Source organism: Pseudomonas sp. (assembly GCF_041601375.1).
Taxonomy (GTDB): domain Bacteria; phylum Pseudomonadota; class Gammaproteobacteria; order Pseudomonadales; family Pseudomonadaceae; genus Aquipseudomonas.
The window spans coordinates 1-26,435 of the sequence record NZ_JBFIIG010000045.1 but is presented as its reverse complement, the minus strand read 5'-3'; the positions used below and the strand labels follow the sequence as shown (position 1 = coordinate 26,435).

Sequence of the window (26,435 nt, the reverse complement as noted above, 5' to 3'; positions counted from 1 at the left end):
GCGTTCGCCGTGGTATGACGGCCAGTCGCTGATGGAAATTCTCGAAACCGTGGAAGTGGCCGGCGACCGCAACTTCACCGACCTGCGTTTCCCGGTGCAGTACGTCAACCGCCCCAACCTCAACTTCCGCGGCTTCGCCGGCACCCTGGCCAGCGGCATCGTGCGTAAGGGCGACGAGGTGGTGGTGTTGCCGTCCGGCAAGGGCAGCAAGGTCAAGTCCATCGTCACCTACGAAGGCGAGCTGGAACACGCCGGCCCGGGCCAGGCGATCACCCTGACCCTGGAAGACGAGATCGACGTGTCCCGTGGCGACATGCTGGTGCACGCCGACAACCGTCCGCGGATCAGCGACAGCTTCGACGCCATGCTGGTATGGATGGCCGAAGAACCGATGCTGCCGGGCAAGAAATACGACATCAAGCGTGCCACCAGCTATGTGCCGGCCTCGATTGCCAGCATCAGCCACCGGGTCGATGTGAACACCCTGGAGCACGGCCCGGCGAGCAGCTTGCACCTGAACGAAATCGGCCAGGTCCGCGTGGCCCTGGATGCGCCCGTTGCCCTGGACGGTTATGCGCACAACCGCACCACCGGCTCTTTCATTATTATCGATCGCTTGACCAACGGCACCGTGGGCGCCGGCATGATCATCGCCGATCCGGTCGGAGCGCAGCAGGCAGACGGTCACCACGGCAAGCTGGCTCACGTGTCGACCGAGGAGCGGGCTGCGCGCCTCGGCCAGCAGCCGGCCACCGTGCTGTTCAGCGGCCTGTCCGGCGCCGGCAAGAGCACCCTGGCCTATGCCGTGGAGCGCAAGCTGTTCGACATGGGCCGTGCGGTCTATGTGCTGGATGGCCAGAACCTGCGTCACGACCTGAACAAGGGCTTGCCGCAGGATCGCGCCGGGCGTACCGAGAACTGGCGGCGTGCCGCCCATGTCGCGCGGCAGTTCAACGAGGCTGGCCTGCTGACCCTGGCGGCCTTCGTCGCGCCGGACGCCGAAGGCCGCGAGCAGGCCAAGGCGCTGCTCGGTGCCGAGCGCTTGATCACCGTCTATGTCCAGGCTTCGCCACAGGTCTGTGCCGAACGTGACCCCCAGGGCTTGTATGCGGCGGCTGGCGACAATATCCCGGGCTTGTCATTCGCCTATGACGTGCCCCTGGATGCCGATCTGGTCATCGACACCCAGAGCCTGTCGCTGGAAGAGAGCGTCAGGCAGGTGTTGGCGCTGTTGCGCGAGCGCGGCGCGATCTAACGGTCGTACGCCCAACAAAAAGCCCCGCTCTCGAGCGGGGCTTTTTGTTGGGCTCTGTACCCCTTAGGTGCAGCGCGCTTTTCCGGTGATGCGGGGTGTTTTCAGGCTTGCCGAACAGGTGCGCTGCGCACGCACCCAACTGGCGATGGGCTTTAGCGTTTGTTCTTCAGGCCGTAGCTTTCGTCGAGCATGCCCGGTACATCGGCGCTTTTCGGCGCATAGTCCTTGGGCATTTCCTGGGACGCCGGAGCCTTCAGGCGCTCGCGTCGTTCGCCGCCGCCGTCCTCTGCGTGCAGGCTGGCCAGCAGGCGCTGGCGGGTCAGTTCGTCGAGTGCCAGGCGGTTGGCTCCTTCGGACAGGTGTTGCTGCACGTCCTGATGGCTCTGGGTGAGCTTCTTCACCAGATTGGCAGTGGTATTGAAATGGGTTACCACTTCACTTTGGTAGGCGTCGAAGCGTTCCTGGATCTCGTCCAACTGGCGTTGTGTGCGGCCGGGGGCTGCATTGGGCGCAAGGCGGGCAATCAGGAAGCCGATGGCAATGCCGGCTACCAGGGTGATGGCCGGTAGCAACCAGGCTGTGAGCGTCTGTTCCACGAGTCCTTCCTCTCTAAACGGCTTTGCTTTACGTTAACGGCTGGAACCTGCGCTGTATACCGCAATGTAATGTCGGGCGGCGCAGACTGTCAGCTAGACGAGTCGACCCTCTACGAGGTCACGGAGTTCACCGTTGCTCACCCGCGAAACCCCCATTTTTATCGATGGCCCCTGCGGCCAGTTGGAAGCCCTGTGGCTCGACCTAAGCGACGCGCGCGGCGTTGCGCTGATCTGCCACCCCAATCCGGCGCAGGGCGGGACCATGCTCAACAAGGTGGTCTCGACCCTGCAGCGCAGCGCTCGCGATGCCGGTCTGGCTACCCTGCGTTTCAATTATCGCGGTGTCGGCGCCAGTGCCGGCAGCCATGACATGCACAGTGGCGAGGTGGATGACGCGCAGGCTGCGGCCCATTGGCTGCGTCAGCGCTACCCGCAATTGCCGCTGACCCTGCTCGGTTTCTCCTTTGGCGGCTTTGTCGCGGCCAGCCTCGGCGGGCGCCTGGAAAGCCAGGGCGTGGAACTGGCGCATTTATTTATGGTGGCGCCAGCGGTCTCCCGGCTGACGGCCGAGAATCCGCCGGCGCAGCGCTGCCCGCTGACGCTGATCCAGCCCGAGGCCGATGAAGTGATAGATCCGCAGGCGGTTTATGCCTGGTCCGCCGGCTTGGGGCGTGCCCATGAGCTGCTGAAAGTGGCAGAATGCGGCCACTTTTTTCATGGCAAGCTTACGGATCTCAAAGATCTGCTGCTGCCGCGCCTCTGACCTGCTGCGCGTCGGCCTGGCGTCGTTAAAAACAGGCCGGGACGCGGCGTCTCGGAATGCTCATTTACCCAAGTAAACGCCGCTTTCTCGCCGTTTTGACCAGCCGTAGGCTGTTACTGACGTAGGGCCTAGCCAGGCTCTAGCTCGCGAGATCATAAGATGGCCCAAGTAAAGCGAATCTGAACATGACCACTCGTATCCTTACCGGCATCACCACCACCGGCACCCCGCACCTCGGCAACTATGCCGGCGCCATTCGCCCGGCCATCGTCGCCAGCCGCGCTGCCGATGCGGATTCGTTCTATTTTCTCGCCGACTACCATGCGCTGATCAAGTGCGACGAGCCGGCGCGCATCCAGCGCTCGCGCCTGGAAATCGCCGCCACCTGGCTGGCCTGCGGTCTGGATGTGAACAAGGCGACCTTCTATCGCCAGTCCGATATCCCGGAAATCCCGGAACTGTGCTGGCTGCTCACCTGTGTCGCCGGCAAGGGCCTGCTCAACCGCGCGCATGCCTACAAGGCGTCGGTGGACAAGAATGTCGAGCAGGGCGAAGACCCCGATGCCGGCATCACCATGGGCCTGTTCAGCTACCCGATCCTGATGGCCGCGGACATCCTGATGTTCAACGCACACAAGGTGCCGGTCGGTCGCGACCAGATCCAGCACGTGGAAATGGCCCGTGACATCGCCCAGCGCTTCAACCACCTGTTCGGCCAGGGCAGGGAGCTGTTCACCCTGCCGGAGGCGGTGATCGAAGAGGACGTGGCGACCCTGCCGGGCCTGGACGGGCGCAAGATGAGCAAGAGCTACGACAACACCATCCCGCTGTTCGGCAGTGCCAAGCAGCTCAAGGATGCGATTGCGCGGATCGTCACCGACTCCAGGCTGCCTGGCGAGGCCAAGGATCCTGACAGCGCCCATCTGTTCACCCTGTATCAGGCCTTCGCCGCACCCACGCAGCAGGCGGATTTCCGCGCCGCGCTGGAGGCCGGGATGGCCTGGGGCGAAGCCAAGCAGCAATTGTTCCTGTTGCTCGAGGCCGAGTTGGGCGAGGCGCGTGAGCGTTACCACGCCTTGATCGAAAGGCCGGCCGATCTCGAGGACATCCTCCTGGCCGGTGCGGCCAAGGCGCGCAGGATCGCCACGCCGTTTCTCGGCGAGTTGCGCGAGGCGGTCGGTTTGCGGTCGTTCCGCAGCCAGCCGGTCGGTGCCGAGAGCGGCAAGAAGAAGACGAGCAAGCGCGCGCGTTTCGTCAGTTTCCGCGACGATGACGGCAGCTTCCGCTTCCGCCTGCTGGATGCGGGCGGTGAGCAGTTGCTGCTGTCCAAATCCTTTGCCGACGGCAAGTCGGCCGGGCAGGTGAACAAGCGCCTGCAGTCGGGCGAACCGCTGGAGCTGCGCGAAGAGGGCGACGCCTTCGGCGTATGGCTGGACGGCGAATGCGTGGCCCATAGCCCGAACTTTGCCGATGCCAGCACGCGTGAAGCGGCTATCCAGCGCTTGCGCGAGGCGCTGGCGCCGCAAGAGTAGGTTGTAGTGGTAGGTTGGGTTGAGGCGCGCAGCGTCGAAGCCCAACAAGCCGGTGGCAGCTGCCTCCACCATGGGCTTTGCCCTCCCGTTGGGCGTCGCTGCGCTCAACACCAACCTAGCCGATTGCCAATCCGCGGGGGCGTCGCTAAAGTTACGCCCCGTTTTACTTGCCCGGCTAACGAATATGACTCCCCTTGCGCGCTACCAGGCCGATCTCGAACGGCCCGAATTTTTCCATGATGCGGCCCAGGAAACGGCGGTGCGCCATCTGCAGCGCCTGTATGACGATCTGATTGCCGCTGACAAGGGCGGCCCCGGCGTGTTCGGCAAGCTGTTCGCCCGCAAGCCGCAGGGTCCGGTCAAGGGTCTGTATTTCTGGGGCGGGGTCGGTCGCGGCAAGACCTACCTGGTCGATACTTTCTTCGATTCGTTGCCGTTCGAGCGCAAGGTGCGTACACACTTCCACCGCTTCATGAAGCGCGTGCACGAGGAGATGAAAACCCTCAAGGGCGAGAAGAACCCGCTGGTGATCATCGGCAAGCGCTTTGCCGACGAGGCGCGAGTGATCTGCTTCGACGAGTTCTTCGTCTCCGATATCACCGACGCGATGATCCTCGCGACGCTGCTCGAGGAGTTGTTCAAGAATGGTGTAACCCTGGTGGCGACCTCCAACATCGTGCCGGACGGTCTGTACAAGGATGGTTTGCAGCGCGCGCGCTTCCTGCCGGCCATCGCCCTGCTGAAAGAACACACCGAGATCGTCAACGTCGACAGCGGCATCGATTATCGCCTGCGCGCGCTGGAGCAGGCCGAGCTGTTTCATTGGCCGCTGGATGCGGCGGCCGAGGAGAGCCTGGAGAAGAGTTTCCGGAGCCTGTTGCCCGAACACTGCATGGTGCAGGAAAACGAAGCGTTGATGGTCGAAAACCGCAGCTTGACTGCGCGCAAGGTCGGCGACGATGTGGCCTGGTTCGAGTTCCGCGAATTGTGCGATGGCCCGCGCAGCCAGAACGACTACATCGAGCTGGGCAAGATCTTCCATGCCGTGCTGCTGGCCAACGTCGAGCAGATGGGCGTGGCCAAGGAAGACATGGCCCGGCGCTTCATCAACCTGGTGGACGAGTTCTACGACCGCAACGTCAAGCTGATCATTTCCGCCGAAGTCGAACTGAAAGACCTCTACAGCGGCGGTCGCCTGAATTTCGAGTTCCAGCGCACCCTCAGCCGGCTGCTCGAGATGCAGTCCCACGAGTTCCTGTCGCGGCCGCACAAGCCCTAACAGGCCGTTGAAAAACTACCTGCGTGGGCAATACTGCGTTAAAAACGGCCTCGGCAAGCCGCTTGCGGCTAACGCGCTTCAGCGCGGCCCGTAGGGCGAGCGAAGCGAGTAATGCTCATTTACAGCCAGTAAACTCGCGTGCGAGCCCAGTCCGCTTCCTCGGCTGTTTTTGCGGGGACGCCTAGTTCTTGTCTTGCCTGCCTCGCCTACATTTTTCAACGGCCTGCTAAAGAGCAGCGGCGGGCGGCTAGCTCCGGTCGTCCTTGTGCTGAAACTGGCGGCGGTAGAGGTTGGGTGACAGCTGCGTGTGCTGGCGGAACAGGCGGGCGAAGAAGCTGGCGTCGTCGTAGCCGACCTCGTAACTGATGGTCTTGATGCTCTTGCGCGTGGCGCTGAGCAGGCTTTTGGCGGTTTCGATGCGCAGCCGTTGCAGGTAGTGCAGGGGTTTGTCGCCGGTGGCGGCCTGGAAGCGGCGCATGAAGTTGCGGATGCTCATGCCGTGTTCGCGGGCCACGTCTTCGAAGCGGAATTTGTCGGCGAAGTGCTCTTCCAGCCATTGTTGGATCTGCAGGATGGTCAGGTCGTGGTGCAGCTTCTGCCCGCCAAAGCCGATGCGCCCCGGGGCATAGCTGCGCTGCACTTCGTAGAGAATGTCGCGGGCCACGCCCTGGGCCACGCTGGCGCCGCAGTAACGCTCGATCAGGTAGATGTAAAGGTCGCAGGCCGAAGTGACACCGCCGGCGCAGTAGAGGTTGTCGGCATCCGACAGATGCTTTTCCTGATTGAGCAGCACCTTGGGAAAGCGTTCGGCGAACTCCTTGAAAAAGCGCCAGTAGGTGGTGGCTTCCTTGCCGTCGAGCAGGCCGGCCTCGGCCATCCAGAACACCCCGGTGGCTTCGCCGCAGATAGCGCTGCCGTTGGTGTGGCTGTGTTTCAGCCAGCTGAACACCTGGGGATGGCGCTGGCGGAGGGCGTCGAAGTCGTCCCAGAAGGCCGGCAGGATGATCACGTCGCTGGCGTCGAGGCCGCCGTCGACCGGGATCATGACGTTGCTGAAGCTGCGCACCGGTTGGCCGTCCGGGCTGACCAGGTTGATCTCGAAGGTCGGCGTCGGGCCGAGTCCCTGCTGTTTGCCGTAACGCAGGCTGGCCATGTGGAAGAAGTCCTTGGCCTGCATCAGGGCCGAGGCAAATACCCCTTCGGTGGCGAGAATGCTGACGCGGTGCAAGGGCGATGACTGCTGGGTAAGCATAGTTGGAGTTCTTATCAAGGCTAAGTGGTCATTGGCTGGCTGGATCGTCTTATTTTTTGGCGGTTGTGTCCAGTGTAACCAAGCGTTTGCTTGGTTAAAGTCGAGGTCTCTCCAATCCGCTTCGCCGCCAGGTGCCATCATGATCCCCAGAACCCTGTTCAGCTCCGACCACGAACTCTTTCGCGACAGCGTGCGCAAGTTTCTCGAGCAGCAGGCCGTGCCCTTTCATGCGCAGTGGGAAAAGGATGGGCATATCGATCGCCAGCTGTGGAACAAGGCGGGCGAGGCGGGCATGCTCTGCTCGCATCTCCCGGAAGAGTACGGCGGAATGGCCGCCGACTTTCTCTACAGTGCGGTGGTGATCGAGGAGGTCGGCCGTCTGGGGCTGACCGGCATCGGTTTCTCCCTGCATTCGGACATAGTCGCGCCTTATATCCTGCATTACGGCTCAGAGGCGCTGAAGCACAAATACCTGCCGAAGCTGGTGTCCGGTGAGATGGTCACCGCGATCGCCATGACGGAGCCGGGCGCCGGCTCCGACCTGCAGGGGGTGAAAACCACTGCGGTGCTGGATGGCGACGACTATGTGATCAACGGCTCCAAGACCTTCATCACCAACGGCTACCTGGCCGATCTGGTGATCGTGGTGGCCAAGACCGACCCGAAAGCCGGGGCCAAGGGCACCAGCCTGTTTCTGGTGGAGGCGAGCACACCGGGCTTCGCCAAGGGCAAGCGCCTGGAAAAGGTCGGCATGAAGGCCCAGGACACCTCCGAGCTGTTCTTCCAGGATGTGCGCGTGCCCAGGGAGAACCTGCTGGGTCAGGCTGGCATGGGCTTCGCCTACCTGATGCAGGAGCTGCCCCAGGAACGCCTGACTGTCGGTATCGGCGCCCTGGCCTCGGCCGAGGCGGCGCTGCAGTGGACCCTGGACTACACCCGCGAGCGCAAGGCGTTCGGCAAGGCCATTGCGGACTTCCAGAACACCCGCTTCAAGCTGGCGGAAATGGCCACGGAAATTCAGATCGGTCGGGTCTTTCTCGATCGCTGTCTCGAATTGCACCTGCAGGGCAAGCTGGATGTGCCGACCGCGGCGATGCTCAAGTACTGGGGCACCGATCTGCAGTGCAAGGTGCTCGACGAGTGCGTGCAGCTGCATGGCGGTTACGGCTATATGTGGGAATACCCGGTGGCCCGCGCCTGGGCCGACGCCCGGGTGCAGCGCATCTACGCCGGCACCAACGAGATCATGAAGGAAATCATCGCGCGTTCGTTGTAGGGGCAGTCGCAAGCGGCAAGCCATAAGCTTCAAGTAACAGCATGGGCGCGTGCCCATGCTGTCTTTCTTGCAGCTTATGGCGCCGGATTCGGTTGGTCCCTGTGGATCGCCTCGATGCCGGCCAGGACTTCATCGCCGAGCACCAGTTCGCTGCTCGCCAGGTCTGCGTCCAGCTGTTTCAGCGAGGTGGCGCCGATGATATTGCTGGTGACGAAGGGTTGGGCGGTGACGAAGGCCAGGGCCATCTGCGCCGGATCCAGGCCGTGCTCGCGGGCCAGGGCGACGTAGCGCGAGCAGGCCGTCTCGGATTGCGCGTTGGTGTAGCGGGTAAAGCGGCTGAACAGGCTGATCCGTGCGTTGGCCGGGCGGGCGCCGCCTTCGTATTTCCCGGACAGCATGCCGAAGGCCAGCGGCGAGTATGCCAGCAGGCCGCACTGTTCGCGCATGGCGACTTCCGCCAGGCCGACCTCGAAGCTGCGGTTGAGCAGGTTGTAGGGGTTCTGGATCGACGCTGCACGCGGCCAGCCGCGGCTCTCGGCCAGCTGGAGGAATTTCATGGTGCCCCAGGGGGTTTCGTTGGACAGGCCGAAGTGGCGGATCTTACCGGCCTTGACCTGCTCGTCGAGCACCGCCAGGGTTTCTTCCAGGGCGGTGAACTCGCTGTCCTGGTGGCGATAGCCGAGTTGGCCGAAGAAGTTGGTCGGGCGCTCCGGCCAGTGCAACTGGTAGAGATCGATCCAGTCGGTCTGCAGGCGTTTCAGGCTGGCATCCAGTGCCGCGACCAGGTGCTCCCGGTTGAATTTCAGGTTGCCGCCGCGAATGTAGTCGATGCCGTTGCCGGGGCCGGCGATCTTGCTCGCCAGCACCCAGTCGGCGCGATCGCCGTGCTGCTTGAAATACTCGCCGATGATCTGTTCGGTTTTGCTGTAGGTCTCGGCGCGCGGCGGTACCGGGTACATCTCGGCGGTGTCGATGAAATTGACACCATGCGCTTTGCTGCGTTCGATCTGGGCGAATGCCTGCTCGGCGCTGTTCTGTTCGCCCCAGGTCATGCTGCCCAGGCAGAGGGCGCTGACGCGCAGATCCGTGCGGCCCAGTTGGCGATAATCCATGTGCGGCTCCTTGATTCGCAAATCAACCATACAAGCAGGTTGAATTTATTTTCGCAATCGGCATAATTGCGCACCTCTTTCTGCAGTGGAAGTGATGCGCCGCCTGCCGAAGAATCTTGCCGTATTACGGACGCGCTGACCCGAGCCCCCGATAGCGTCTGTCTTCGGCTGCCTTTGACTTGTCAAAGTACGCACTATTCAGTAAGATCCGCCGTCTTATTTATCAGGGCGGCCCCTGAGGCTATAAAGAATGAAAACTTTTACTGCTAAACCGGAAACAGTAAAGCGCGACTGGTTCGTCGTCGACGCTGCAGGTCAGACACTGGGTCGTCTGGCTACCGAAATCGCCAGCCGTCTGCGTGGCAAGCACAAGCCTGAGTACACTCCGCACGTAGATACCGGCGACTACATCGTCGTGATCAATGCAGAGCAGGTGCGTGTGACAGGTGCCAAGACCACCGACAAGATGTACTACTCTCACTCCGGTTTTCCGGGCGGTATCAAGTCGATCAGCTTTGAAAAGCTGATCGCCAAGGCGCCAGAACGTGTGATCGAGACCGCGGTCAAAGGCATGCTGCCGAAGAACCCGCTGGGTCGCGACATGTACCGTAAGCTGAAAGTGTACGCGGGCGCTGCTCACCCTCACACTGCTCAGCAGCCCCAAGAACTGAAGATTTAACGGAATAGTTCATTATGTCGGCGACTCAAAATTACGGCACTGGCCGTCGCAAGACTGCAACCGCTCGCGTTTTCATGCGTGCCGGTACTGGCAAGATCTCCATCAACAACCGTACTCTCGACGGTTTCTTCGGCCGCGAAACTGCCCGCATGGTAGTTCGTCAGCCGCTGGAACTGGTTGAAATGACCGAGAAGTTCGATATCTACGTCACCGTGCTCGGTGGCGGCGTGAGTGGCCAGGCTGGCGCAATCCGCCACGGCATCACTCGTGCACTGATGGAGTACGATGAATCGCTGCGCCCTGCTCTGCGCAAGGCTGGCTTCGTGACTCGCGATGCTCGTGAAGTCGAGCGTAAGAAGGTTGGCCTGCGCAAGGCGCGTAAGCGTCCGCAGTACTCCAAGCGTTAATTCGCTACTTGCGTTCAAAAGCGCCCGGTTTCCTTTTGGAACTGGGCGTTTTTTTTGCGCAACTGTTTCTCTGCGACATCATGCCGCAGCCGTGCGCGCCGCGCCCTGCAAGGGATTGAGCTGTTTCCTGCAAGGTAATTACCTTGTCAGAAAAGGGGCTTTTCTTTACCATTTGGCGGATTTTTTGCGCGACTCGATTTTTACCTAGTAGAGGCCTGACAACAGGCCACAAAGCTGATGGGAGACGACTGAATGAGCAATGACGGCGTGAATGCAGGCCGGCGTCGCTTCTTGGTGGCGGCCACCTCTGTGGTGGGTGCTGCTGGAGCGGTGGGTGCCGCGGTCCCGTTCGTGGGGTCATGGTTCCCGAGCGCCAAGGCTAAAGCTGCCGGTGCGCCTGTGAAGGTGAACATTGGCAAGATCGAGCCTGGCCAGCAAATGGTTGCCGAGTGGAGGGGGCAGCCGGTGTTTATCCTGCGCCGTACCGAGGAAATTCTCAGTAACCTGACAACGCTCGAGTCGAAACTGGCCGATGCCGAGTCTCAGGCATCTGAACAGCCGAGCTATGTCGATCCGAAAACCCGTTCGATCAAGCCGGAGCTGTTGCTGCTGGTCGGGTTGTGCACTCACCTGGGGTGCGCGCCGTCCTTCCGTCCGGAAGTGGCGCCTGCCGATCTCGGTGGCGAGTGGGTGGGGGGATATTTCTGCCCTTGCCACGGTTCCCGCTATGACCTCGCTGGCCGGGTCTACAAAGCGCAGCCTGCGCCCTTGAACCTGCCGGTGCCGCCGCACACCTACGAGTCGGATACCGTGATCGTCATCGGTGTGGATCAGGAGCAAGCATGATGAGTAAGTTCATGGAATGGGTGGATGCACGCTTCCCGGCGACCAAGATGTGGGAAGACCATCTGAGCAAGTATTACGCACCGAAGAACTTCAACTTCTTCTACTTTTTCGGCTCCCTGGCACTGCTGGTGCTGGTCAATCAGATCGTTACCGGTATCTGGCTGACCATGAGCTACACGCCTTCGGCTGAAGAGGCATTCGCCTCGGTCGAGTACATCATGCGCGACGTCGAGTACGGCTGGATCCTGCGCTATCTGCACTCCACCGGTGCCTCGGCATTCTTCGTCGTGGTCTATCTGCACATGTTCCGCGGTCTGCTCTACGGTTCCTACCAGAAGCCGCGCGAGCTGGTGTGGATCTTCGGCATGCTGATTTACCTGATGCTGATGGCCGAGGCCTTCATGGGCTATCTGCTGCCGTGGGGCCAGATGTCCTACTGGGGCGCCCAGGTGATCATCTCGCTGTTCGGTGCGATTCCGGTCATCGGCGCCGACCTGACCCAGTGGATTCGTGGTGACTACCTGATCTCCGGGATCACCCTGAACCGCTTCTTCGCCCTGCATGTGGTGGCCCTGCCGATCGTGATTCTCGGTCTGGTGGTGCTGCATATCCTGGCGCTGCATGAAGTCGGCTCGAACAACCCCGATGGCGTCGAGATCAAGAAGAAGAAGGATGCGAACGGCATACCGCTCGATGGTATTCCTTTCCATCCGTACTACACCGTAAAAGACATCGTCGGTGTGGTGGTGTTCCTGTTCATCTTCTGCTTCGTGGTGTTCTTCTTCCCGGAAATGGGCGGCTACTTCCTCGAGAAGCCCAACTTCGAAGTCGCCAACCCGTTCAAGACGCCTGAGCATATCGCGCCGGTTTGGTACTTCACGCCGTTCTACGCGATCTTGCGAGCGATCCCGGACAAGCTGATGGGCGTCATCGCCATGGGTGGCGCGATTGCCGTGCTGTTCGTGCTGCCGTGGCTGGATCGCAGTCCGGTCAAGTCGATGCGTTACAAGGGCTGGTTGAGCAAGATTTGGCTGCTGGTGTTCTGTGTATCCTTCGTGATTCTGGGGGTGCTGGGCGTGCTGTCGCCGACACCGGGTCGTACGCTGTTGTCGCAGGTATGTACCTTCCTGTACTTCGCGTATTTCATCCTGATGCCGTTCTACACCAGGATGGAAAAAACCAAACCGGTTCCGGAAAGGGTGACGGGCTGATGAAAAAGCTATTTGCTGCACTAGTGTTCGCTGCACTGCCGGTCTTGGCCTTTGGGGCCGGGGGTAACTATCCGCTGGATAAAGTGGATATCGACCTGACCGACAAAGCCGGTATGCAGGATGGTTTGCGCACGTTCGCCAACTATTGCATGGGCTGTCACTCTGCGCAGTTTCAGCGCTATGAGCGGGTGGCCGATGACCTGGGTATTCCACATGAAATCATGTTGGATAACGTGGTGTTCAACGATGCCAAGATCGGCGACCACATGAAGATCGGCATGCAGGCCGACGACGCCAAGGTCTGGTTCGGGGCGGCGCCGCCGGATCTGACTCTGGTCGCTCGGGTGCGTGGCACCGATTGGCTGTACACCTACCTGCGTACCTTCTACGATGATCCGAGTCGTCCTCTGGGCGCCAATAACAAGGTATTCCCGAACGTCGGTATGCCCAATGTGCTGGTGGCTTTGCAGGGCAAGCAGGTGATCGGTTGCAAGCAGGTGCAGGTGGTCGAGGAGGGCAAGAAGCAGTTCGACCCGCTGACCGGTACGCCCATCACCCATGAGGCCTGCGATCAGTTGACGGTCGAGCCGAAGACTGGCGCGTTGAGCGAAGAAGAGTTCGACACCAAGGTCAAGAATCTGGTGACCTTCCTGGCTTACTCGGCTAACCCGGTGAAGCTGGAGAGTCAGCGTGTCGGCACCTATGTGCTGCTGTATCTGGCCTTCTTCTTCGTCTTCGCCTACCTGCTCAAGCGTGAGTACTGGAAGGACGTGCATTAATCGATTGTCGCTGCAATGCTGTCCTGCGCGCCCCTTTGGGCGCGCAGTTTTTTCTGCTTCCAATAACCTAAATAAGCGAGGAGGACCGCCATGGGCGTGACCAACCGGTTGGCCTGCTACTCCGACCCCGCCGACCACTACTCCCACCGCGTACGCATCGTGCTCGCCGAGAAGGGTGTCAGCGCCGAGATCATCAGCGTCGAGAAGGGCCGCTACCCGGCAAGGCTGCTGGAGGTTAATCCCTATGCCAGCTTGCCGACCCTGGTCGACCGTGATTTGGCCTTGTACGAGTCGACAGTGGTGATGGAATATCTGGATGAACGCTATCCACATCCGCCGTTGTTACCGGTTTATCCAGTGGCGCGGGCCAATAGCCGCCTACTGATTCACCGTATTCAGCGCGATTGGTGCACTCAGGTCGACCTGATCCTCGACTCGCGGAGCAAAGAGCCGGCTCGCGTACAGGCCCGCAAGGAGTTGCGCGAGAGCCTTACCGGCGTTTCGCCGCTGTTCGCCGACAAGCCATACTTTCTCAGCGACGAATTGAGTCTGGTGGATTGCTGCTTGCTGCCGCTGCTCTGGCGTCTGCCGGTGCTGGGCATCGAGTTGGCCAAGCCGGCCAAGCCGTTGCTCGATTACATGGACCGTCAGTTTGCCCGTGAGGCCTTTCAGGTCAGTCTTTCCCCTGTCGAGCGCGATATGCGCTGAAGCTGAGGAGGCTTTGATGAACTCCAGTCGTCCTTACCTGGTTCGTGCGCTTTACGAATGGATCGTCGACAACGACTGCACGCCGCATTTGTTGGTCAATGTCGAGGTCGCCGGTGTGCAGGTGCCGCCAGGTTTCGCCAGTGATGGGCAGATCGTACTTAACGTCTCGCCCAGTGCGGTGCGTCACCTGCACATGGATAACGATGCGGTGAGCTTCGAGGGGCGCTTCGGTGGAGCGCCACACAGCCTGTATGTCCCGACTGCGGCCATACTGGCAATTTATGCGCGGGAGAATGGCCAGGGCATGGTCTTCGACCTGGAGCCGCCGGTGCCGGATGATGAAGAGGGCGATGGCCCGGATGATCAGGGCCCGCCAGACGGCGAGCCACCGCGTCCCAGTGGGCGGCCCAGCCTGAAGGTGGTTAAGTGATACCCGGTCTCAAGCTGTAAGCCATAAGCTTCAAGTAAAAAACAGGGCGCCATGGGCGCCCTGTTTTTTGCATGATTTTTCTTGCAGCTGCCTCTAATCCGTATATTGGAACAGCTTGACGATCTTCTGCACGCCGGAGGTGCTCTGCACCAGGCTGGTCGCCCGGTTGGCCTCCGTGCGCGAGACCAGGCCGAGTAGATAGACGATGCCGTTCTCGGTGATCACCTTGATCCGCGAGCTCGGTACGGTCGCGTCGGCGACCATCTGGGCCTTGATCTTGGTGGTCAGTAACGTGTCGTTGCTGCGTGCGAGCAGCGAGGTCGGCTGCATTACCTGCAGTTCGTTGTGCACCTTGGTGACGTTCTGAACCTTGCGCGCCGCCTGTTCGGCGGCGCTTTTCAGTTCGCTGCGTGGCGTCTGGCCGGCCAGCAGCACCACGCCGTTGTAGCTGGTGATTACGATGTGCGAAGTCGGGTCGCTCAGGTCGACATGGGCGCGGGTGATGTTGGCGCGCACTTGCGGGGCGATGAACTGGTCATCGATCTTGTTGCCGATGCTGCGGCTGCCGCAGCCGGCAAGGATCAGGCTGCACAGCAGGCCGGCAAGAATCAGTGGTGAACGGGTCATTCTTCACTCCCAAACAGTTGGCGATCAATCAGGTCGCACAGGCAGTGGATCACCAGCAGGTGGACTTCCTGAATGCGTGCGGTGATCTTCGACGGTACGCGAATTTCAACGTCTTCGGGGAGCAGCAGCGAGGCCATGCCGCCGCCGTCGCGACCGGTTAGGGCGACCACGGTCATTTCACGGTCGTGGGCGGCCTGTATGGCCTGGATCACGTTGGCCGAGTTGCCGCTGGTGGAGATGGCCAGCAGCACATCGCCTGGCTGGCCGAGGGCGCGGATTTGCTTGGAGAAGATCTCGTTGTAGCTGTAGTCGTTGGCGATCGAGGTGATGGTCGAGCTGTCGGTGGTCAGGGCAATGGCCGGCAGGCTCGGGCGCTCGCGCTCGAAACGGTTGAGCAGTTCCGAGGAAAAGTGCTGGGCATCGCCTGCCGAGCCGCCATTGCCGCAGGTGAGGATCTTGCCCTCGCTGAGCAGTGCCTGAACCATGGCCAGGCTGCCCTGCTCGATGAAGGGAGCCAGCACTTCCAGAGCCTGCTGCTTGGTTTCAATGCTGGCCAGGAACAATTGGCGGATACGGTCTTGCATTTCCATCGGAGATTTAACCTTCAGTGTGGCGCCGGTTCAGGTGTCAAAGGCGTTTTGAATCCAGTTCAGCCGAGGCGTCGAGCTGCCTTCGGCGGTTATGGCAATCACGTCGAACCGGCAGGGGTGTTTGGCCCAGCGCGATTCTCGCTGTAAAAAATACATGGCGGCTTTCGTGAGCTTCTCGCGCTTGCGCGCGTCGACGCTCTCCACGGCGCCGCCCCAGGCGGAATGCCGACGGTAGCGGACTTCGACGAATACTACTGTATCGGCGTCGAGCATGACCAGATCAAGCTCGCCGCGGCGGCAGCTCCAGTTCTGCGCCAGGAGCTTCAGGCCGTGTTGCTGCAGATGCAGGCGGGCCAGTTCCTCGGCGGCTTTGCCGCTGCTTTGCGTGCTGCTGTGGTCGATCAATTGAGGGTGTCTGGCAGGCGTTCGACGCGGCCGCCGCGGAACTCGGCCCAGGGCAACTGGCGCTCGATGCGCTGTGCCGGGTTGAGGCTGAGGCTACCGGACAGACCGTCGATCCGGGTCTCCGGCAGGGCCTTGAGCTGGCCCAGGCGCGGCGCCAGCAGGTAGGCGTCGGCGCCCATGGCATAGAGCCGGCCGAGGCTGCCGCCGGCCTGCGGCCACTGGCTTTCGACTTGCTGGCGAACCGGGTCGTTGACGTTCAGCAGCCAGGGCGTTTCGCAAAAGCGGATGCCGTTCAGGTCTTGGTGCTGCGCATCGCTGTGATTGCCGGTGAACAGGTGCGAAGTGGCGTAGACGGGCACGTCGCCCGCGTACTGGAAGGCCAGGATCGGTTTGATCTGCTGGGCCTGCTGCGGGGTGGCCGCCAGGAAGATGAAGTCGATGTCCTGGCGTCGTGCCGGCTGTGCGGCCACCGCGACGCCCAGGGTGTTCTTCAGGCGCTGGGTGCGGGCCTCGCTTTCGCGCAATTGGAACAGTTCGGCGATTTGCCGGGCCAGTTCAACCGGCTGGTCGACATGTTCGGCGGCGATCAGGGTGCCGCCCTGGGCTTGCCAGCTCTGGCGGAAGGCGTCGAGTACCCGGTCGCCCCAGTCGCCACGTGGCACCAGGGCGGCTGCCCGGCGCATGCCGTCGGCCCAGGCGCGGCGTGCCGCTTCGCGCGCTTCGTCTTCGGCGGCGAGGCCGAACTGGAACAGCTGCGGCGGGCCTTCCTGGCCAGGGTCGCCGTAGTTCAGGGCCAGGGTGGTGATCGGCAATTGCTCGTGATCGCTGAGTTGCTTGACCAGTGGTTTTTCCAGTGGGCCGATAACCAGCTGCACGCCGGCAGCCTGGGCCTGGCGGTAGAACTCATCCAGCGAGTTCAGGCGCGAGCTGTCATAGAATTGGATGTTCGGCGGGTTCTGCCCGGTCTGCTGGGCCTGATAGTGGGCCGAGAGGAAGCCGTCACGCAGGGCGCGCGCGACACCTGCAAGCGGGCCTTCTTGCGGTAGCAGCAGGGCGATTTCCTGCAAGGGTTGGCTGGCCAGTTGTTGCAGCTTGCTCAGCGCTGGCGGCAATTGCAGGGCGGCGGGATGCTGGGGGTGTTGCGCCAGCCAGTCATCGATGGCTGCTTGCTGCTGTTGCAGGGTGCCCGGGGTCTTGGTGGCCCGAGCCAGGCTCAGCCAGCCGGCCAGGTCGGCGTCGTCGCTGGCTTGCAGTCGCTCGCTGGGCAGGCTGGAGACCAGGCTCCAGATGTTCTCGTGGTTGCGTTTGGCGGCTGCGCCGCTGAGCAGTGGGGCGATGTAAACGCGTTCGCGGGCGGCGGCAAGGATCTGTCCGTCGGCCTGCAGGGCGTCGGCGCGCGCCAGTTGGGTACGGACTTGCTGTTCGACCGGCAACTCGCCCAGGCGCTGCAGGCTCGGGTGGTCGAGCGCTTTCAGGGCGGCTTTGGGTTTTTCCCGCGCCAGCGCCAGTTCGGCGGCCAGGGTGCTGGCGTAGATCTGCTGGGCTGGCTTCAGGCTGTCGAGCTGCACCAGCTCGAGGATGCTGTCGGCGCGGGCGATGTTTTTCTGCTGGTAAGCCAGGTCGGCGGCGGCCAGGCGCAGCAGGGCCGCCTGTTCGGGCTTGCTCTCGGCGGCCTGCTGCAGCAGTTGCTCGATGCTGGCTTGAGGGGTGCGCGGCAGCTCTCCCAGGGTGGATGAGGGTGAGCTGGCGCAGGCGCTAAGCAGCGCTGCAAGGCAGAGGGCGAGGAGTGGGCGCAGGCAGGCGATCATGTAAGCGTTCCTGATACTTGATCAAATGAACGGCGAATTGTACCCAAGGCCTGGCCCCGGCGCGATGTCGGTGGCGTGAAACGGCTACAATGCGCGCTTTTGCGATTGAAGAGGCTGATGCTGTGATCACTCCCGGGGCATCGAACTCCACGCCTGGCACCCTTTATGTGGTCGCCACGCCAATTGGCAACCTGGACGACATCAGTGCGCGGGCGCTCAAGGTGCTCGGCGATGTGGCCTTGATCGCCGCCGAGGACACCCGCCACTCCGTGCGCCTGATGCAGCATTTCGGTATCGCCACGCCACTGGCCGCCTGTCACGAGCACAACGAGCGCGATCAGGGTGGGCGCTTTCTCGCGCGCCTGCTGGCCGGCGACGATGTGGCGTTGATTTCCGACGCCGGTACGCCGTTGATTTCCGACCCGGGTTATCACCTGGTGCGCCAGGCGCGGGCCGCCGGCGTCGCGGTGGTGCCGGTGCCGGGGGCTTGTGCGTTGATTGCGGCGCTGTCGGCGGCGGGCTTGCCGTCCGACCGGTTTATTTTCGAAGGGTTTCTGCCGGCCAAGAGCGCCGGCCGTCGTGCGCGTCTGGAGCAGGTAAAGGAGGAGCCGCGCACGCTGATCTTCTATGAGGCGCCGCACCGCATTCTCGAGTGCCTGGAAGACATGCAGGCGGTGTTCGGCGATGAGCGCCCGGCGCTGCTCGCGCGGGAAATCAGCAAGACCTTCGAGACGCTCAAGGGTCTGCCATTGGCCGAGTTGCGCGCCTGGGTGGCGGCTGACAGCAATCAGCAGCGCGGCGAGTGCGTGGTCCTGGTCGCTGGCTGGCAGGCGCCGGAAGGCGAGGCGGCGGTCAGTAGCGAGGCGCTGCGTGTGCTCGACCTGCTGCTCGAGGAAATGCCACTCAAGCGCGCCGCGGCGTTGGCGGCGGAAATCACCGGGGTGCGCAAGAACCTGCTCTATCAGGTGGCGCTGGAGCGGCAGAAAGACGCTTGAGCCTTGTTCTATCGGGCGCGTGCCGGTAACCTTGGCGGCGGAGAGTCGATCGGACAGTCGCTGCCGTGTTTCGTTCTGCGAAATGCGGGGGAGGAAAGTCCGGGCTCCATAGGGCGGAGTGCCAGGTAACGCCTGGGAGGCGTGAGCCTACGGAAAGTGCCACAGAAAATAACCGCCTAAGCGCTTCGGCGCCGGTAAGGGTGAAAAGGTGCGGTAAGAGCGCACCGCGCGGCTGGTAACAGTCCGTGGCTAGGCAAACCCCACTCGGAGCAAGACCAAATAGGGTTCCATTGGCGTGGCCCGCGCTGGAACCGGGTAGGTTGCTAAAGGCGTGCAGTGATGTACGTCGTAGAGGAATGACTGTCCTCGACAGAACCCGGCTTACAGATCGACTCTCCACCTCTCCTTTCTATCCGCGCTGTCCGTGACACCCTTGATCCTCGCTTTTCTAAGACCAAAAAAATCTTACTCTTAACAAATCACTTTAAGTTCGAAGTGCAGCTTGCTGTACATGCTCGATTTGCCTCGTGAAACTCCGTGCAGTGCTCTGTTCTTACCCCACTTAAGTTTGCTAAATCGCCGTTCTGTAAGGGTTTTTCCTTCCAGGCGCGCCTTGACGGTGGGGTGTGGGCGTTCCTATAGTGTGCGCAGGTGGTAAGAAGTGGCATGAAGTGGGTTTTTTTGGGCATGGATAGCTAATTTAAGGGGAAGCGCAGCTGTGTTTCGTGGAGCCAACGCCATCAGTCTCGACGCCAAAGGGCGGCTCGCGATGCCAAGTCGGTATCGGGACGAGCTCGTGTCGCGTTGTGCAGGCCAGCTGATCGTGACCATCGATGCCATCGACCCCTGTCTATGTGTCTACCCGCTGGCTGAGTGGGAGCTGATCGAGAACAAGCTGCGCGAACTGGCCTCCTTCCGTGAAGAAAATCGCCGTTTGCAGCGCCTGCTGATCGGCAATGCCGTTGACCTCGAGCTGGATGCAAGCGGCCGTTTTCTGGTGCCGCCGCGTCTGCGCGAGTACGCCAGGCTGGATAAGCGCGCAATGTTGGTCGGCCAACTGAATAAATTTCAACTGTGGGACGAAGATGCCTGGAATGCGGTCGCCGATGCCGATTTGGCGGCCATCAAGCAGCCGGGTGCCTTGTCCGACGAACTACGTGACTTGATCCTGTGACTATGACCAGCAGCTTTCGCCATATTACCGTGCTACTCGACGAGGCGGTCGACGGGTTGGCCGTGCGTGCCGATGGCTGCTACCTGGATGGCACCTTCGGCCGTGGCGGGCATAGCCGGTTGATCCTCGAAAGGCTCGGGCCGGACGGGCATTTGCTGGGGTTCGACAAGGACCCCTTGGCGATTGCCACGGGGAATGAGCTAGCGGCCGAAGACGGCCGCTTTGTCGTTGTGCAGCGCAGTTTTGCGGAACTTGGCGAAGAGATCGCTGTCCGCGGGCTGGCTGGCAAGATCAGTGGGGTTTTGCTGGACCTGGGCGTTTCCTCGCCGCAGCTGGACGATGCCGAGCGCGGTTTCAGCTTCCTCAACGACGGCCCGCTGGACATGCGCATGGACCCCACGCGTGGCGTCAGTGCGGCGCAGTGGATCGCCAGCGCCAGCGAAGAGGAAATCGCCAGGGTGTTCAAGGAGTATGGCGAAGAGCGTTTCGCCAAGCGCATGGCCCGTGCCGTGGTGTCGCGCCGCGCGGAACAGCCGTTCGAGCGCACCGCCGATCTGGCTCAGGTGCTGACGGTGGCCAATCCCGCCTGGGAAAAGGGCAAGAATCCGGCGACCCGCGCCTTCCAGGGGCTGCGCATCTACATCAATAACGAGCTCGGCGATCTGCAGCGTGGCCTCGACGCCGCGCTGGAGGCGCTGGAAGTGGGCGGCCGTCTGGTGGTGATCAGCTTCCACTCCCTCGAGGACCGTATCGTCAAGCAGTTCATGCGCAAGCATGCCAAGGGTGAGCGCGACGCATACCCGCGCGACCTGCCGATCATTCCCAAGGCCTTCGAGCCCCGCCTGAAGCTGATCGGCAAACCGCAGTACGCCTCCGAAGCCGAACTCAAGGCCAACCCGCGCTCGCGCAGCGCGGTCATGCGGGTGGCGGAGAAAATGCGATGAGTGCGGTCTTCGCCAAGCCATTGCCGAAGGGCAGCCTGCTGATGCTGGTGCTGTTCCTTGGCGTGCTCGGCAGTGCGTTGGCGGTCTCTTACAGTGCGCACTGGAATCGCCAGTTGCTCAACGGCCTGTATGCCGAGCTGAGCACCCGCGACCGGGCGCAGGCCGAGTGGGGCCGTTTGATTCTCGAGCAGAGTACCTGGACCGCTCACAGCCGCATCGAAACCCTGGCCAGCGAACAGCTGAACATGCGCATTCCCGAAGCCGCCGAAGTGCGCATGGTGGCGCCATGATCAGGCTCGAGGGGGCGCTCTATCCCTGGCGCTTTCGCCTGGTGCTGCTGCTCCTGGCGCTGATGGTCGGTGCGATTGTCTGGCGCATCATCGACCTGCATGTGTTCGACCATGATTTCCTCCAGGCCCATGGCGATGCGCGTAGCGTGCGGCATATCCCGATTCCTGCGCACCGTGGCCTGGTCACCGATCGCAATGGCGAGCCGCTGGCGGTAAGCACCCCGGTCACTACCCTGTGGGCCAACGGCAAGGAGTTGCAGGCAGGCAAGGCCCAGTGGCCGGCCCTGGCGGCTGCGCTGGGGCAGGAGCCAAAGGGGCTTGCCGTGCGTCTGCAGGCCAATGCCGAGCGCGAATTCATGTACCTGGTGCGGGGTCTGACGCCGGAGCAGGGCCAGCGGGTCCTCGACCTGAAACTGCCGGGGGTATATGCCATCGAAGAGTTTCGCCGTTTCTATCCGGGTGGCGAAGTGGCCGCGCACGTGGTCGGCTTTACCGATATCGACGATCGTGGCCGCGAAGGCATGGAACTGGCTTATGAGGAGTGGCTGGCCGGTGTGCCGGGCAAGCGCCAGGTGCTCAAGGATCGTCGCGGCCGTTTGATCAAGGATGTCCAGGTCATCCAGAATGCCAAGGCGGGCAAGGCGCTGGCATTGTCGATCGACCTGCGTCTGCAGTATCTGGCGCATCGCGAGTTGCGCAACGCCCTGGTCGAGTTCGGGGCCAAGGCGGGCAGCCTGGTCATGATCGATGTGAAGACCGGTGAAGTGCTGGCCATGGTCAACCAGCCCACCTACAACCCGAATAATCGCCGCGATATGCAGCCGGCCGCCATGCGTAACCGGGCGATGATCGACGTATTCGAGCCGGGCTCGACCATGAAACCGTTCTCCATGAGCGCCGCGCTGGCGAGTGGCCGCTGGAAGCCGACCGATACCGTCGACGTGTATCCGGGTACCTTGCAGATCGGCCGGTACACGATTCGCGATGTTTCGCGCAGCACTGGGCCGTTGAGCCTTACCGAGATTCTGATCAAGTCGAGCAACGTCGGCATGAGCAAGATCGCCTTCGATATCGGCGGCGAGTCCATCTACTCGGTGTTGCAGCAGGTCGGGTTGGGCCAGGACACCGGCCTCGGTTTTCCGGGCGAGCGGGTCGGCAACCTGCCCAACCACCGCGAGTGGCGCAAGGCCGAAACCGCCACCCTGTCATATGGCTACGGCTTGTCGGTGACGGCCGTGCAGTTGGCGCATGCCTACTCGGTGCTGGCCAATGGTGGTCGCAGCGTGCCCTTGTCGCTGACCCGCATGGACCGCAAGCCGGACAGCGTACAGGTGATCCCGGAAGCTATCGCCAACACCATGCAGGGCATGCTGCAGGAAGTGATCGAGGCCCCCGGCGGGGTGTTCCGGGCCAAGGTTCCGGGTTACCACGTCGCGGGCAAGAGCGGTACCGCGCGCAAGGTTTCGACCGACTCCAGGGGCTACCGGGAGAATGCCTACCGCTCACTGTTCGCCGGCTTCGGCCCGGTCAGTGATCCGCGGATTGCCGTTGCCATCGTCATCGACGAACCCAGCAAGGGCGGTTACTACGGCGGTTTGGTGTCTGCGCCGGTGTTCGGCAAGGTCATGGCCGGCGCCCTGCGCCTTATGAATGTCGTGCCGGATAACCTGGCACCGCCCGTCGAATCGCAAGCGACTGCGGTGAACGCAGTCAAGGGAGGGCGCATCTGATGCCCATGCCTCTGAATCAATTGTTGCCCGAAGCCGCCAGTGCGGTGCTGATCCGTGAGTTGACCCTGGACAGTCGCAAGGTGCGACCCGGTGATCTGTTCCTTGCCGTGCCGGGTAGCCAGCAGGACGGCCGCGTGCACATTGCCGATGCTATTGCCCGCGGCGCCGCGGCAGTGGCCTATGAGGCCGAAGGTGCGCCGGCGATGACGGCCGGCAGCGCCGAGCTGGTGGCGATCAAGGGCTTGGCCGGTCAGCTGTCGGCCATCGCCGGACGCTTCTACGGCGAGCCGAGTCGCCGGATGCATCTGGTCGGCATCACCGGCACCAACGGCAAGACCAGCGTCAGCCAGCTGCTGGCCCAGGCCCTCGATCTGCTGGGGCAGCGCTGCGGTATCGTCGGCACCCTGGGCAACGGTTTTTACAACGCGCTGGCCCTCGGTCGGCACACCACGCCGGATCCGATCGGCGTGCAAGCCACCCTGGCCGACCTGCAGAAGGCCGGCGCCCGCGCGGTGGCCATGGAGGTCTCTTCCCATGGTTTGCACCAGGGCCGGGTGACGGCGCTGGCGTTCGACGTGGCGGTGTTCACCAACCTGTCGCGCGATCACCTGGACTATCACGGTTCGATGGACGCCTACGGCGAGGCCAAGGCGGCCTTGTTCGCCTGGCCGGGTTTGCATTGCCGGGTGCTCAATCTGGACGACCCATTCGGCCGTGAGCTGGCCCGCGCCAAGCATGACTCGCGCCTGATCAGCTACAGCCTGGAAGATCCTGCGGCCTACCTGTATTGCCGCGACGCTCAGTTCGACGAGCAGGGTGTCCGGGTCAAGCTGGTCACGCCGCGCGGCGAGGGAAACGTGCGCAGCGCGCTGCTGGGGCGCTTCAACCTGAGCAACCTGCTGGCGGTGGTCGGTGCGCTGCTGGGCATGGATTATCCGCTGGATGAAATCCTCAGGGTGCTCCCGCAGTTGCAGGGCCCGGTGGGGCGCATGCAGCGCCTGGGGGGCGCTCGGCAGCCACTGGTGGTGGTCGATTACGCGCACACTCCGGATGCCCTGGAAAAGGTTCTGGAAGCCCTGCGTCCGCATGTCAAAGGCCGTCTGCTGTGCCTGTTCGGCTGTGGCGGCGAGCGTGATCGCGGCAAGCGTCCGTTGATGGCCTCGGTAGTCGAGCGTCTCGCCGATGGCGTGCTGGTCACCGACGACAATCCACGTGGCGAGGCTCCCGAGCAGATCTTCAGCGATATCCGCGCAGGTTTTGCCGCGCCTGAGCGGGTGCAGTTCGTCCATGGTCGTGGTCAGGCCATCGCCCAGTTGATCGCCAGCGCCAATGCTGACGACGTGCTGGTGCTGGCCGGCAAGGGCCATGAGGATTATCAGGAAATCAACGGCATGCGCCAGCCGTTCTCCGACCTGGTCGAAGCTGGCAATGCCCTGGCAGCATGGGAGGTGGCGCATGCTTAAAGCCCTGCGTTTGAGCGAAATCGGCGCGCCGCTGAATGCGCGCCTGATCGGTGAAGATTGCGCCTTCGATGCGGTCAGCACCGACAGCCGGGCGATTCAGCCGGGTCAGCTGTTCATCGCCCTGAGCGGGCCGAACTTCGATGGTCACGCTTACCTGGCCGAGGTCGCCGCCAAGGGGGCGGTGGCGGCGCTGGTCGAGCGGGAAGTGGCGGGCGTCGCCTTGCCCCAGTTGCTGGTGGCCGATACGCGCCTGGCGCTTGGCCGGCTCGGCGCCCTGAACCGTCAGGCCTACGGCGGCCCGCTGGTTGCGGTCACCGGTTCCAGCGGCAAGACCACGGTCAAGGAAATGCTCGCGAGCATTCTGCGCACGGCGTTCGTCGAGCAGGGCAATTCCGTGCTGGCCACCCGCGGCAATCTGAACAATGAACTGGGTGTGCCGCTGACCCTGCTGGAACTGGCGCCGCAGCACAAGGCGGCGGTGATCGAACTGGGCGCCTCGCGGGTCGGCGAAATCGCCTACACCGTCAGCCTGACCCAGCCCCATGTGGCCATCATCACCAACGCCGGAACCGCCCATGTCGGCGAGTTTGGCGGGCCGGAGAAAATCGTCGAGGCCAAGGGCGAGATCCTCGAAGGGCTGGGCGCAGGCGGGGTTGCCGTGCTCAATCGCGACGATTCGGCCTTTGCCGTCTGGCAGCGGCGCGCGGGCGACCAGCGGATTCTCAGTTTCGCCCTGCGCGATCCGGCGGCCGATTTGCATGCCAGCGACCTGGACCGCGATGCGCGCGGTTGCTCGGCGTTCACCCTGCATTGCGCCGATGGCCTGGCACGCATCCAGCTCAACCTGCTCGGCGAGCACAATGTGGCCAATGCCCTGGCGGCTTCGGCGGCGGCGCTCGCCCTGAGCGTACCGCTGGTCGATATCAAGGGCGGGCTGGAAAACCTGCAGCCGGTCAAGGGCCGCGCCGTAGCGCAGCTGGCGAGCAATGGCGTGCGTATTATCGATGACAGTTACAACGCCAACCCCGCGTCGATCTGCGCGGCGGTTGATATACTCGCCGGCTTCTCCGGTCGCACCCTTCTGGTGCTCGGGGACATGGCCGAGCTAGGGGCCTGGGCCGAGCAAGCGCACCGCGAGGTGGGCAGCTATGCCGCCGGCAAGGTGGCCGCGCTCTATGCGGTTGGCCCGCTGATGGCCCATGCGGTTGCCGCGTTCGGTGCAGGTGGCCGGCATTTTGCCGATCAAGCCAGCCTGATCGAAGCGCTGCGCCGCGAGCAAGGCGACACCACCATTCTAATAAAAGGCTCACGCAGCGCCGCGATGGATAAAGTCGTGGCGGCGCTTTGTGGCAATTCCAGCGAGAACCATCCAATGGAGAGTCATTAAATGCTGCTGCTGCTGGCGGAGTACCTGCAACAGTTCCACAAGGGCTTCGCGGTCTTTCAGTACCTGACCCTGCGCGGGATTCTCGGTGTGTTGACCGCGCTGGCGCTGTCGTTGTGGCTGGGGCCGTGGATGATCCGCACCCTGCAGATCCGCCAGATTGGCCAGTCGGTGCGCAATGACGGGCCGCAGTCGCACCTGTCGAAGAAGGGCACACCGACCATGGGTGGCGCGCTGATTCTCTCCGCCATCGCCATCAGCACCCTGCTCTGGGCCGACCTGAGCAATCGTTATGTGTGGGTGGTGCTGGCGGTGACCCTGCTGTTCGGCGCGATCGGCTGGGTCGACGACTACCGCAAGGTGATCGAGAAGAACTCCAAGGGCCTGCCGAGTCGCTGGAAGTACTTCTGGCAATCGGTATTCGGTCTGGCGGCGGCCCTGTTCCTCTATATGAGCGCGCAGACCCCCGCGGAAACCACCCTGATCCTGCCGCTGCTGAAAGACTTCAGCATTGAGTTGGGCTTCGGCTTCGTGGTGCTGACCTACTTCGTCATCGTCGGTTCGAGCAATGCGGTGAACCTCACCGATGGCCTGGACGGCCTGGCGATCCTGCCCACCGTGATGGTCGGAGGCGCCCTGGGCATCTTCTGCTACCTGTCGGGCAACGTGAAGTTCGCCGAGTACCTGTTCATCCCCTATCTACCTGGGGCGGGCGAGCTGATCGTGTTCTGCGCCGCACTGGTCGGTGCCGGTCTGGGTTTTCTCTGGTTCAACACCTACCCGGCGCAGGTGTTCATGGGCGATGTCGGCGCGCTGGCGCTGGGCGCGGCCCTGGGCACCATCGCGGTGATCGTCCGTCAGGAAGTGGTGCTGTTCATCATGGGCGGGGTGTTCGTCATG

Annotated in this window: 27 protein-coding genes and 1 other RNA gene; 21 read left to right on the top strand and 7 right to left on the bottom strand. The window is 62.6% G+C overall.

All coding sequences use genetic code 11. From position 1 onward, the window contains the following. The coding region (gene cysC, locus ABZE94_RS08770; protein ID WP_372875147.1) for an adenylyl-sulfate kinase at positions 1-1,255 on the top strand (1,255 nt) is incomplete at its 5' end. A 152-nt stretch (positions 1,256-1,407) separates the two neighbouring features. Here cysC and ABZE94_RS08765 read toward each other — a convergent pair. Next, positions 1,408-1,851 carry a YhcB family protein gene (locus tag ABZE94_RS08765; protein ID WP_372875146.1) on the bottom strand — a complete coding sequence of 148 codons (444 nt, stop codon included), beginning with the start codon at positions 1,849-1,851 and terminating at the stop codon, positions 1,408-1,410. 133 nt (positions 1,852-1,984) lie between these two features. Here ABZE94_RS08765 and ABZE94_RS08760 point away from each other — a divergent pair, with 133 nt between their 5' ends. The 3 genes from ABZE94_RS08760 to zapE all read left to right on the top strand — a co-directional run bounded on the left by ABZE94_RS08760 (position 1,985) and on the right by zapE (position 5,425). After that, on the top strand, positions 1,985-2,614 hold the full coding sequence (locus tag ABZE94_RS08760) for an alpha/beta hydrolase (protein ID WP_372875145.1): 630 nt from the start codon (positions 1,985-1,987) through the stop codon (positions 2,612-2,614). Between the two features lie 185 nt (positions 2,615-2,799). Then, positions 2,800-4,146 (top strand): tryptophan--tRNA ligase, encoded by a 1,347-nt coding sequence (locus ABZE94_RS08755; RefSeq protein ID WP_372875144.1) that lies wholly within the window; start codon positions 2,800-2,802, stop codon positions 4,144-4,146. Positions 4,147-4,330: 184 nt separating this feature from the next. After that, positions 4,331-5,425 carry a cell division protein ZapE gene (gene zapE / locus ABZE94_RS08750; RefSeq protein WP_372875143.1) on the top strand — a complete coding sequence of 365 codons (1,095 nt, stop codon included), beginning with the start codon at positions 4,331-4,333 and terminating at the stop codon, positions 5,423-5,425. Between the two features lie 247 nt (positions 5,426-5,672). On the opposite strand, the gene ABZE94_RS08745 is transcribed toward zapE, so the two are convergent. Further along, positions 5,673-6,578 (bottom strand): GlxA family transcriptional regulator, encoded by a 906-nt coding sequence (locus tag ABZE94_RS08745; RefSeq protein WP_372875149.1) that lies wholly within the window; start codon positions 6,576-6,578, stop codon positions 5,673-5,675. A gap of 238 nt (positions 6,579-6,816) precedes the next feature. On the opposite strand from ABZE94_RS08745, the gene ABZE94_RS08740 reads away from it, so the two are divergent. Then, the gene (locus ABZE94_RS08740) at positions 6,817-7,953 is read left to right on the top strand and encodes an acyl-CoA dehydrogenase family protein (RefSeq protein WP_372875142.1); all 1,137 of its coding nucleotides are present in this window, start codon (positions 6,817-6,819) and stop codon (positions 7,951-7,953) included. 74 nt (positions 7,954-8,027) lie between these two features. Here ABZE94_RS08740 and ABZE94_RS08735 read toward each other — a convergent pair whose 3' ends face one another. Continuing rightward, positions 8,028-9,065 carry an NADP(H)-dependent aldo-keto reductase gene (locus ABZE94_RS08735; RefSeq protein ID WP_372875141.1) on the bottom strand — a complete coding sequence of 346 codons (1,038 nt, stop codon included), beginning with the start codon at positions 9,063-9,065 and terminating at the stop codon, positions 8,028-8,030. A gap of 250 nt (positions 9,066-9,315) precedes the next feature. Between ABZE94_RS08735 and rplM the strand changes: the two genes are divergently transcribed. From rplM to ABZE94_RS08700, 7 genes are all read left to right on the top strand, one after another. Further along, complete coding sequence (gene rplM / locus ABZE94_RS08730; RefSeq protein WP_172144120.1) at positions 9,316-9,744, top strand: 50S ribosomal protein L13; 429 nt, start codon at positions 9,316-9,318, stop codon at positions 9,742-9,744. Positions 9,745-9,758: 14 nt separating this feature from the next. Beyond that, a complete protein-coding gene (rpsI, locus tag ABZE94_RS08725; protein WP_372875140.1) occupies positions 9,759-10,151 on the top strand; it encodes a 30S ribosomal protein S9 in 393 nt (130 codons plus the stop codon). A 252-nt stretch (positions 10,152-10,403) separates the two neighbouring features. Continuing rightward, on the top strand, positions 10,404-10,997 hold the full coding sequence (petA, locus tag ABZE94_RS08720; protein ID WP_372875139.1) for a ubiquinol-cytochrome c reductase iron-sulfur subunit: 594 nt from the start codon (positions 10,404-10,406) through the stop codon (positions 10,995-10,997). Next, positions 10,997-12,208, top strand: a complete 1,212-nt coding sequence (locus ABZE94_RS08715) for a cytochrome bc complex cytochrome b subunit (protein ID WP_372875138.1) — start codon at positions 10,997-10,999, stop codon at positions 12,206-12,208. Before petA ends, ABZE94_RS08715 begins: the two co-directional genes overlap by 1 nt. Further along, positions 12,208-12,987 (top strand): cytochrome c1, encoded by a 780-nt coding sequence (locus tag ABZE94_RS08710; RefSeq protein WP_372875137.1) that lies wholly within the window; start codon positions 12,208-12,210, stop codon positions 12,985-12,987. The genes ABZE94_RS08715 and ABZE94_RS08710 overlap by 1 nt, the downstream gene beginning before the upstream one ends. Before the next feature lie 90 nt (positions 12,988-13,077). Further along, on the top strand, positions 13,078-13,695 hold the full coding sequence (locus ABZE94_RS08705; protein WP_372875136.1) for a glutathione S-transferase N-terminal domain-containing protein: 618 nt from the start codon (positions 13,078-13,080) through the stop codon (positions 13,693-13,695). Positions 13,696-13,711: 16 nt separating this feature from the next. Then, positions 13,712-14,125, top strand: a complete 414-nt coding sequence (locus tag ABZE94_RS08700; RefSeq protein ID WP_372875135.1) for a ClpXP protease specificity-enhancing factor — start codon at positions 13,712-13,714, stop codon at positions 14,123-14,125. Positions 14,126-14,218: 93 nt separating this feature from the next. On the opposite strand, the gene ABZE94_RS08695 is transcribed toward ABZE94_RS08700, so the two are convergent. The 4 genes from ABZE94_RS08695 to ABZE94_RS08680 are packed head-to-tail and all read right to left on the bottom strand — an operon-like array spanning position 14,219 to position 17,555. Then, positions 14,219-14,752 carry a BON domain-containing protein gene (locus tag ABZE94_RS08695; RefSeq protein WP_372875134.1) on the bottom strand — a complete coding sequence of 178 codons (534 nt, stop codon included), beginning with the start codon at positions 14,750-14,752 and terminating at the stop codon, positions 14,219-14,221. Further along, entirely contained in the window at positions 14,749-15,342 is a 594-nt protein-coding gene (locus ABZE94_RS08690) for a phosphoheptose isomerase (RefSeq protein ID WP_372875133.1), read from the bottom strand. Before ABZE94_RS08690 ends, ABZE94_RS08695 begins: the two co-directional genes overlap by 4 nt. 30 nt (positions 15,343-15,372) lie before the next feature. Further along, positions 15,373-15,747, bottom strand: a complete 375-nt coding sequence (locus tag ABZE94_RS08685; RefSeq protein WP_372875132.1) for a YraN family protein — start codon at positions 15,745-15,747, stop codon at positions 15,373-15,375. Further along, positions 15,744-17,555, bottom strand: coding sequence for a penicillin-binding protein activator (locus ABZE94_RS08680; RefSeq protein ID WP_372875131.1), 1,812 nt, complete (start codon positions 17,553-17,555; stop codon positions 15,744-15,746). Before ABZE94_RS08680 ends, ABZE94_RS08685 begins: the two co-directional genes overlap by 4 nt. A 125-nt stretch (positions 17,556-17,680) precedes the next feature. On the opposite strand from ABZE94_RS08680, the gene rsmI reads away from it, so the two are divergent. From rsmI to mraY, 9 genes are all read left to right on the top strand, one after another. Next, a complete protein-coding gene (gene rsmI / locus ABZE94_RS08675) occupies positions 17,681-18,550 on the top strand; it encodes a 16S rRNA (cytidine(1402)-2'-O)-methyltransferase (RefSeq protein WP_372875148.1) in 870 nt (289 codons plus the stop codon). Between the two features lie 41 nt (positions 18,551-18,591). Further along, positions 18,592-18,950: RNase P RNA component class A (gene rnpB, locus ABZE94_RS08670), an RNA gene on the top strand. Between the two features lie 318 nt (positions 18,951-19,268). After that, a complete protein-coding gene (gene mraZ, locus ABZE94_RS08665; RefSeq protein ID WP_090447645.1) occupies positions 19,269-19,724 on the top strand; it encodes a division/cell wall cluster transcriptional repressor MraZ in 456 nt (151 codons plus the stop codon). Positions 19,725-19,726: 2 nt separating this feature from the next. Continuing rightward, positions 19,727-20,668, top strand: coding sequence for a 16S rRNA (cytosine(1402)-N(4))-methyltransferase RsmH (gene rsmH, locus ABZE94_RS08660; RefSeq protein ID WP_372875130.1), 942 nt, complete (start codon positions 19,727-19,729; stop codon positions 20,666-20,668). After that, positions 20,665-20,958, top strand: a complete 294-nt coding sequence (gene ftsL, locus ABZE94_RS08655) for a cell division protein FtsL (RefSeq protein WP_090505644.1) — start codon at positions 20,665-20,667, stop codon at positions 20,956-20,958. Before rsmH ends, ftsL begins: the two co-directional genes overlap by 4 nt. Next, positions 20,955-22,688, top strand: a complete 1,734-nt coding sequence (locus ABZE94_RS08650; RefSeq protein ID WP_372875129.1) for a peptidoglycan D,D-transpeptidase FtsI family protein — start codon at positions 20,955-20,957, stop codon at positions 22,686-22,688. The genes ftsL and ABZE94_RS08650 overlap by 4 nt, the downstream gene beginning before the upstream one ends. After that, a complete protein-coding gene (locus ABZE94_RS08645; protein ID WP_372875128.1) occupies positions 22,688-24,151 on the top strand; it encodes a UDP-N-acetylmuramoyl-L-alanyl-D-glutamate--2,6-diaminopimelate ligase in 1,464 nt (487 codons plus the stop codon). Before ABZE94_RS08650 ends, ABZE94_RS08645 begins: the two co-directional genes overlap by 1 nt. Then, complete coding sequence (murF, locus tag ABZE94_RS08640) at positions 24,144-25,538, top strand: UDP-N-acetylmuramoyl-tripeptide--D-alanyl-D-alanine ligase (RefSeq protein WP_372875127.1); 1,395 nt, start codon at positions 24,144-24,146, stop codon at positions 25,536-25,538. Before ABZE94_RS08645 ends, murF begins: the two co-directional genes overlap by 8 nt. Next, on the top strand, positions 25,539-26,435 hold an 897-nt coding region (gene mraY, locus ABZE94_RS08635; protein WP_372875126.1), incomplete at its 3' end, for a phospho-N-acetylmuramoyl-pentapeptide-transferase.